Origin of the sequence: Microcoleus sp. PH2017_24_DOB_U_A, from assembly GCF_020738205.1 — a bacterium.
Classification (GTDB): Bacteria; Cyanobacteriota; Cyanobacteriia; order Cyanobacteriales; family Microcoleaceae; genus Microcoleus.
The window spans coordinates 39,275-45,982 of the sequence record NZ_JAEQCT010000075.1 but is presented as its reverse complement, the minus strand read 5'-3'; the positions used below and the strand labels follow the sequence as shown (position 1 = coordinate 45,982).

Sequence of the window (6,708 nt, the reverse complement as noted above, 5' to 3'; positions counted from 1 at the left end):
CCCAAGAGTTGTCAAAAAACCTGTTTCAAAGTTTAAATCCAAAAAAGTCAAGCACAGAGGTACTGGAATAAAAACTAATCCTCCTATTTTTAATATTTTAAAGCCTCCCAACCCTTAAGTAAACCGTATTGGATTATCGTCGTGGTTTTCGTTATTTTGCTATGGCTAGGTATTCTTTCCTGGCTCTGTTTCGATATGTCCTCGGTTTTTTTACAGGTGACTTAATTTGATTGTGTAGAGCATCTATGATTTTTTCAGTATTCTCTCTTGCTTGATTTAATAGTCCTAAGTCGGTCGGATATTTAAGGTCGGCTGGCGCGCAGGTTGCATCTAATATTAATTTTCCTTGATTTTTGGATTCACTTATTTCTGATGACTTTTTTTCAACCAGCTCTCCTGGCACTTCGGTCTGCTCTTTGACCATTTTTTCGTTGATTTTATTGACTAGATTGACACCTATTCTTTGCCGAAAATAAACGAGCATGGATGAGTCAAATGGTGCTTCATTACTATAGCCACTCAGACCTAGGAAGTATTGTAGGTATGGGTTTTCTCTTATTTGTTCTACTGTTTCGGCATCGCTAGTTCCTAATCTTTCTTTGATTATTAATGCCCCTAAGGCGATACGAAACGATTTGGCAGGAGCTCCCGTTGAGCAGGTGAAATTTTTGGCATATTCTACTTCAAATTCTGACCACGGAATTATTTTTGCCATGATTACCCAACGATTATTCTCTGATAATTGTCACGCGATCGTTAAGGTCAAAGTTGGACGGTGCTTTTGGGGCCCTAGTCAAGTTTTCGGTACATGAACGAAAGTGATGCTGTGCATGGCTTTTGACTAATTTTAGCTCATAGTCTTACACTTTATCCGCGCCGATCGCGAGTCAAAGTCTTTTCAGGTAAGGCTTTTAGGCTTATTCAGCAAGCCCTACATAACCTTCCTCGTTACAGATGTTTAAGCTGTTAGTCATTTAAATTTATTGCTTGAACCTCTTACAGCATGGGGTCTGAGCTACAAATAGTGCAGTTTGAATGTCGAACAGCTTAATGTAACTTTGGTGCTGTGTGAGAATTCATATAAAAATCAACAGGCTATACTATCTCAGCGAATTGCTGTCTGAAATAAAATCGATTTTCCTAGAGTCCTCAAAGAGCATTAGTTGAATATGAATTAATAATTTTGGAACCATATAAAGTCAAAGTATACACTTGGAAAGCTAATATGCAACAAGGTTTAATTTCATTAATCTTTTTTTAATTCGGCTTTCAAATAACAGGCAAACCATCCTGAAATACCAGCAATTTTCCCGGTTCTATTTGCGTCCAGACTTCGTTATCAGTGAGCGGGAAAGTGGCAATCACCGCGACGCGATCGTCCTCTTTGGTCAATTCCCGGAAATCCACAGTTACATCTTCATCGATCGAGTGCGCGCTGGCAAAAGGTGCTTGTCGCACAATATAATGCAGATTAGTAGAACAGTGTGCAAACAAGTGTTCTCCATCAGAAAGTAAATAGTTGAAAATTCCTTGAACGGCAAGATTTTTAGTAATTTCGTTGAGAACCACGTAAATTTCCGTCACAGTAGGTTTATTGTGAGGAAAACTTTCTCGCAGCTTTTCTAATATTAAACAAAAAGCTTTTTCGCTATCAGTCTTGCCGACTGGTTTGTAAATCCCGGCACTTTCAGGATTAAAGTTTTCCAGATTTCCATTGTGGGCAAATACCCAATACCGCCCCCAAAGTTCCCGAATAAAAGGGTGACAGTTTTCTAGAGCAATTTCCCCTTGAGTAGCTTTACGAATATGAGCAATGACGTTAGTTGAGTGAATGGGATAGCGACGCACTACTTCAGCAAGCGGAGAAGCAACCGCAGGTTTTGAGTCTATAAACAGGCGACATCCCAAGCCTTCAAAAAAAGCAATTCCCCAACCGTCTTGATGAATGTCTGTTCGACCACCTCTTGCAGAAAAACCTTCAAAAGAGAAGCAAATATCTGTTGGAACATTGCAGTTCATTCCCAGTAATTGGCACATAGCTTTTAAATCTCTGGAGTTTGGATGGATGCCGCAGCTATGGGCAGCTACAGATTTTTGATAATACCATTATAGTATGAAGTGATTTAGCGTTATAAAAAAAACATAATTAATTTGCTTTGTCAACCGTAAGAATACTTAGTTAGAGAAAAATCCGAGGCGCTAAAATTCAGTACCCTATCCCCGAGAGCAGTCTTGATTGTTCCGTTTGTGTTGCAAATATTTGCTGATGTGGGCTGGCGGGGTATCTATCCCTGCGCAATAGTAAAACAACTATCAACACACTGGCGATTCAGTTGCCACAAAAAGTCAGGTGATTTTAGATGCAAAAGTTGGAAATAACTTATTTTATCTGGTTTGGAGCTTGACGACTGTTACATTATTTTTTAAACTGGTATCAGTTATCACATTAACAGCATATTGATGACTATATCGTAATTTTCCATCAAATCAATCAGATTAATGCCAATGTGATCGATCTAATTAGGAATGCTAAAACACCCAAATATGACGAGATTGTGAGTTATTTTTGGCGACAAGTAGCAGGTATTTAATGTTAGCTACATTAACTACACTTCGGCAGAAATTTTCAGGTTTCTCCGGCGCAGTTCACTACTAATATCTTTAATTTCATAGCGTCATTTTTGATCGGGTCGTCTCGTTTTCACATATCTTCAATCAACAAGCACCAAGTATAACAACTGAAAATGCAAAATCTCAATCAAAAAGACGATCGCCCAAACCGACAAATTCTCACAGGCTTAATCCTCGGATGGGGATTGCAAGGACTATTTAGCCTTCCAGCATTAGCACAACCAAGTTTACCCGAATCTCCCGCTGCGATTGAAAACCAGGCTCAACGCACCCCAACTGCAATTTCCGTAATTGCAGTTGAGGCACCGGAGACAATCTTACCGGAAAATCAGCAATTTGTCGATCGGTCTATCCCACCATCCACACCCAGCTTACCCCAGTCTTCCCCTACTCCTGCAACTCTTGCTGAACCAGCCCCTACCGAAATTGCAGTTGACTCACTCCAGAAAATATTAGTCGAAAATCCTCAATCAGCCAATCAAAATCTCCCAGCCGATGCCAGTTTACTTGAATCTCCAACAACTATTGAAAACCAGAGTGAACCAATCTCAGAGGAAAGCACAGAACAAGTTACATCTGTCTCTCAACTCAGCGATGTAAAACCCACTGATTGGGCATTTCAAGCACTGCAATCCTTAGTAGAGAGATACGGTTGTATAGCTGGATATCCCGACAGTACCTTTCGTGGCAACCGCGCTTTAACCCGCTATGAATTTGCAGCCGGAGTCAATGCTTGTTTAGATAAAATTAGAGAATTAATTGACACAGGCAATGAAAACAGAGTCAAGCAAGAAGACTTGGTAAAAATTCAAAAACTGCAAGAAGAATTTGCAGCCGATATCGCCGTACTGCGAGGGCGCACCGACTTATTAGAAGCGCGAATAACAGAAGTAGAAGCCAATCAATTTTCGCCGACAGTCAAGCTATCAGGATTGACAATTGTGGGAATACAAGGTCGCAGTCCCAACCGTGCCGATCGCGCTCCTAGAGATGGCAAAAGAGATACGAAAGACCCCGGCACAAATATCAACACTATCGCTTTAAGTCAGTTATATTTAACGGCTCAATTCACTCCCCGCAGTAACTTATTCATCGGTCTTTTAAATCAGAGAGGAAAGACATCACCGCAATTAACCGAAGACGTAAACCTTGCTTACGATTTTGGCGAAAATTCTGCCCTTACCCTCAGCGATCTTAACTATCGCTTTCTGGTAGGCGATAAATTAGCAGTAATTGGAGGGACAGCAGGAGTTAACATGATTAGCGGTTTCCGAGGACCGAATCGAGCTGAAAGCGCCGCTTCTGGCCCGATTTCAACCTTCGCTCAAAGAAACCCTATTTTGAACATCGGTCTCGGTCAAGGCGGCGCGGGAATTGACTGGCAATTTGCCAAAAGAGCGAGTTTGCAAGCTGTTTATTCTACTACGGTTCCCGGCTTTTTTGTCAGTTCTAACGGGCCTAGCGGACACAATGCACTGGGATTGCAATTAACTCTCACTCCCGCCGATCCACTAGATATTACTGTTTATTATGTCAACGACTATTCGCCTAACGGCAATTTGCTTGGTCTGGCGGGAGACAGTCAATTAACTGCTGTTAATCCCAGTACCAGCAAATCAGCATCCCTCCAAACGAATGCTGTGGGAGCAACTGTAAATTGGCGGGTTTCTTCGCGTATTTCCTTGGGAGGTTGGGCTGGTTATACTAATTCTCGGATTCCGGGTAAATCTGGGAGTGTGGCAACTACAAATTATATGGTGTTTGTGAATTTTCCAGATTTATTTGGCACTGGAAATTTGGGGGGGATTTATATCGGGCAACCTCCTAAAATTGTTAGCAGTAATTTACCGACAGGCAACAATATTCCCGATTTTTTAGATACGGGTTTAGGGCGCAAAGGCGGCCAACCGGGAACGACTACTCATGTAGAGATGTTCTACCGCTGGCAGGTGAGCGATAATATCAGCGTTACTCCAGGAGTAATGGTGATTTTTCGACCAGATCACACTCGCAATAGCGATCCGATTACGGTGGGTGTCTTGAGAACTTCGTTCTCTTTTTGATTTTGTTTGTAGTGGGGACTTCAGTCCTCATAAAAGTCAGACGACTAAAGTCCTCACTATAAACTTATAACGGTTATTTTAAAATAATTAATATTAGTTATCAGTCAGCTCGCGCCAGGACTTAAACTTTTTTGCGGGAATCCCGAATTATTGCAACAAATACAAGTTTTGAACCTCAATCAGTTTTCGCTTTCTGACGCGGATTAAAACGCCGAGGAAGATGTCTTAATCTTTTTTCTAAGTACAAACACATGAGCTTTACTAAAACTTCACATTTTTGGGACTAATATCGTCATTCAATCTTTATTTTGTAGATAAAAATACTGAATTACTTGTAAAAAAAAGATCCGCACAAACACTCTAGGAATTATTTTTAAATTCAATTAATATCTTAACATATCTTCGATAGTTCCTGAAGTTAGGATTTAGAAAAACATGATTAAATCAAATGGCTATTTTTTGGCTCTGGGCTTGGTAGCAATTTCGGCTCTGACAGCCTGTCCTTGTCAAGCACAAACGGCTGTTGAATCAAATATAAATTTAACGGGAGATAAGAATATAACAACCACTAACCAGCAGAATGGTGCTAACACTTCTACTGGCGATCGCTCAAAAACTATTAGCACTTCTAAATCTTTTGTGGTTTCAGAGACTAATACCGTAACCGTTCAACCTAGTGCGACGGCGGCGGCTCCGGAAAATCGAACTGTACGCAGCAATCCCTTGGGATGTCGATTTTTTAATACTCCTTCAATGCAGCAATAAATACCGCAGATATCGGAAAAAGAGAAGATCGTGGCCGAAGAGAGGGCGATGCTTTCTGAGGATTGCTCTCTATTTGCTTAATTAACTTCATTTTTAATTCAACTTTCTGGGGGAAAGTCAGAAAACTGTTTGATATTCTTCAAAATTATTTGAGGCTTGCTTTTGTACTGTTCAACCTTGCCGCTGATATACACGTAACCGCGTCCTTGACCTGCATAACGCTTTTCAATCAACCGCTTCAAAGGAGCCATTTCATAAGTTTCGGCATCGGGTATCCACAAATCTAATTTATGATAAACTGAACCTGCATAAATCAGGGCATTGCCGCCGATCCATTTATTAATTCCTGCCTGCAAGTCGCAGAAAATAGTAATAGATTTAGCTTTCTCGGAAGCTGCTAAAATTTTTGGGTAGTGCAATCTCACAGAAAGTGCTCCGTCCCTTGCTTCCGACAATCGAAACTCTTCAACAATCGAGCCTCGCATCGACCACCAAGGCAGCAAATTAGCATAGTTGCGAGAGGGAATCTTGGCATTGGTAATCGGATCCCAAATCATCAGATTGTAAGCTTTGGCTGCCGATTCTGCCTCGGTCATTTGTCGGTGATACAATCTCGATCGCCCGTATTTCATAAAGTAGGGACTCCAGCCTTCTTTAATCAGTTTTAGATTGTAATTTTCTCCATCTTTATGTACGTAACATAAGAGGCGCCCGTAGTTGTCACGGTGTTTTTCTAGAGCAATTTCAACCGGATCGTCTGTATCAAATTCAATGTCAATTTTAGCAAGCCCACCATTTGCTGTAGCGAAGTATTGTTTAGCCATTTCCGAAGCTGCTTTCCCTGCGGCAGTTACAGGCTTTGAAGTGTTAGAGTAACTTTCTTCTGTATCGACGCAAATCAGCCGCAGAGACTCGGTTTTGCCGTTGAGAGCAACTTTGACAGTATCGCCATCAACTACTTGAGTTATTTGCAGGTTCGGAATTCTAGTTGCCATATTTCGCACCCTGTTAAACTTGAGATTTGATTCACATATTGGGTTAATTGTACATGAGTTTGCTGCTGAATGCAATAAATGTACCGTTGCAACTACCAGGAGAAAGAGTAATGGCTGTTCTAGAGTATGTAAAACCCGGTGTAAAAACTGGTCAAATTATGCTGGCGGTCGATCTAAAATTATATACAACCGCAGATAAAGGCAGATGAACGCAGATCAAAACACATCTGCGTTCATTTGTGTTCATCTGCGTT

Annotated in this window: 4 protein-coding genes and 1 pseudogene; 2 read left to right on the top strand and 3 right to left on the bottom strand. The window is 41.0% G+C overall.

The features are described 5' to 3' along the window. Positions 1-154: 154 nt before the first annotated feature. Positions 155-745, bottom strand: a pseudogene (locus JGK07_RS21465) (transposase); the annotation flags it as partial. A gap of 524 nt (positions 746-1,269) precedes the next feature. Next, positions 1,270-2,037 (bottom strand): class II glutamine amidotransferase, encoded by a 768-nt coding sequence (locus tag JGK07_RS21460; RefSeq protein ID WP_293183975.1) that lies wholly within the window; start codon positions 2,035-2,037, stop codon positions 1,270-1,272. Between the two features lie 707 nt (positions 2,038-2,744). Here JGK07_RS21460 and JGK07_RS21455 point away from each other — a divergent pair. Both JGK07_RS21455 and JGK07_RS21450 read left to right on the top strand, forming a co-directional pair. Continuing rightward, a complete protein-coding gene (locus tag JGK07_RS21455) occupies positions 2,745-4,694 on the top strand; it encodes an iron uptake porin (RefSeq protein ID WP_293183978.1) in 1,950 nt (649 codons plus the stop codon). Positions 4,695-5,129: 435 nt separating this feature from the next. Further along, complete coding sequence (locus JGK07_RS21450) at positions 5,130-5,459, top strand: hypothetical protein (RefSeq protein WP_293183980.1); 330 nt, start codon at positions 5,130-5,132, stop codon at positions 5,457-5,459. Positions 5,460-5,557: 98 nt separating this feature from the next. Here JGK07_RS21450 and JGK07_RS21445 read toward each other — a convergent pair whose 3' ends face one another. Next, positions 5,558-6,454 carry a thermonuclease family protein gene (locus tag JGK07_RS21445; RefSeq protein WP_293183982.1) on the bottom strand — a complete coding sequence of 299 codons (897 nt, stop codon included), beginning with the start codon at positions 6,452-6,454 and terminating at the stop codon, positions 5,558-5,560. Between the last annotated feature and the right edge of the window lie 254 nt (positions 6,455-6,708).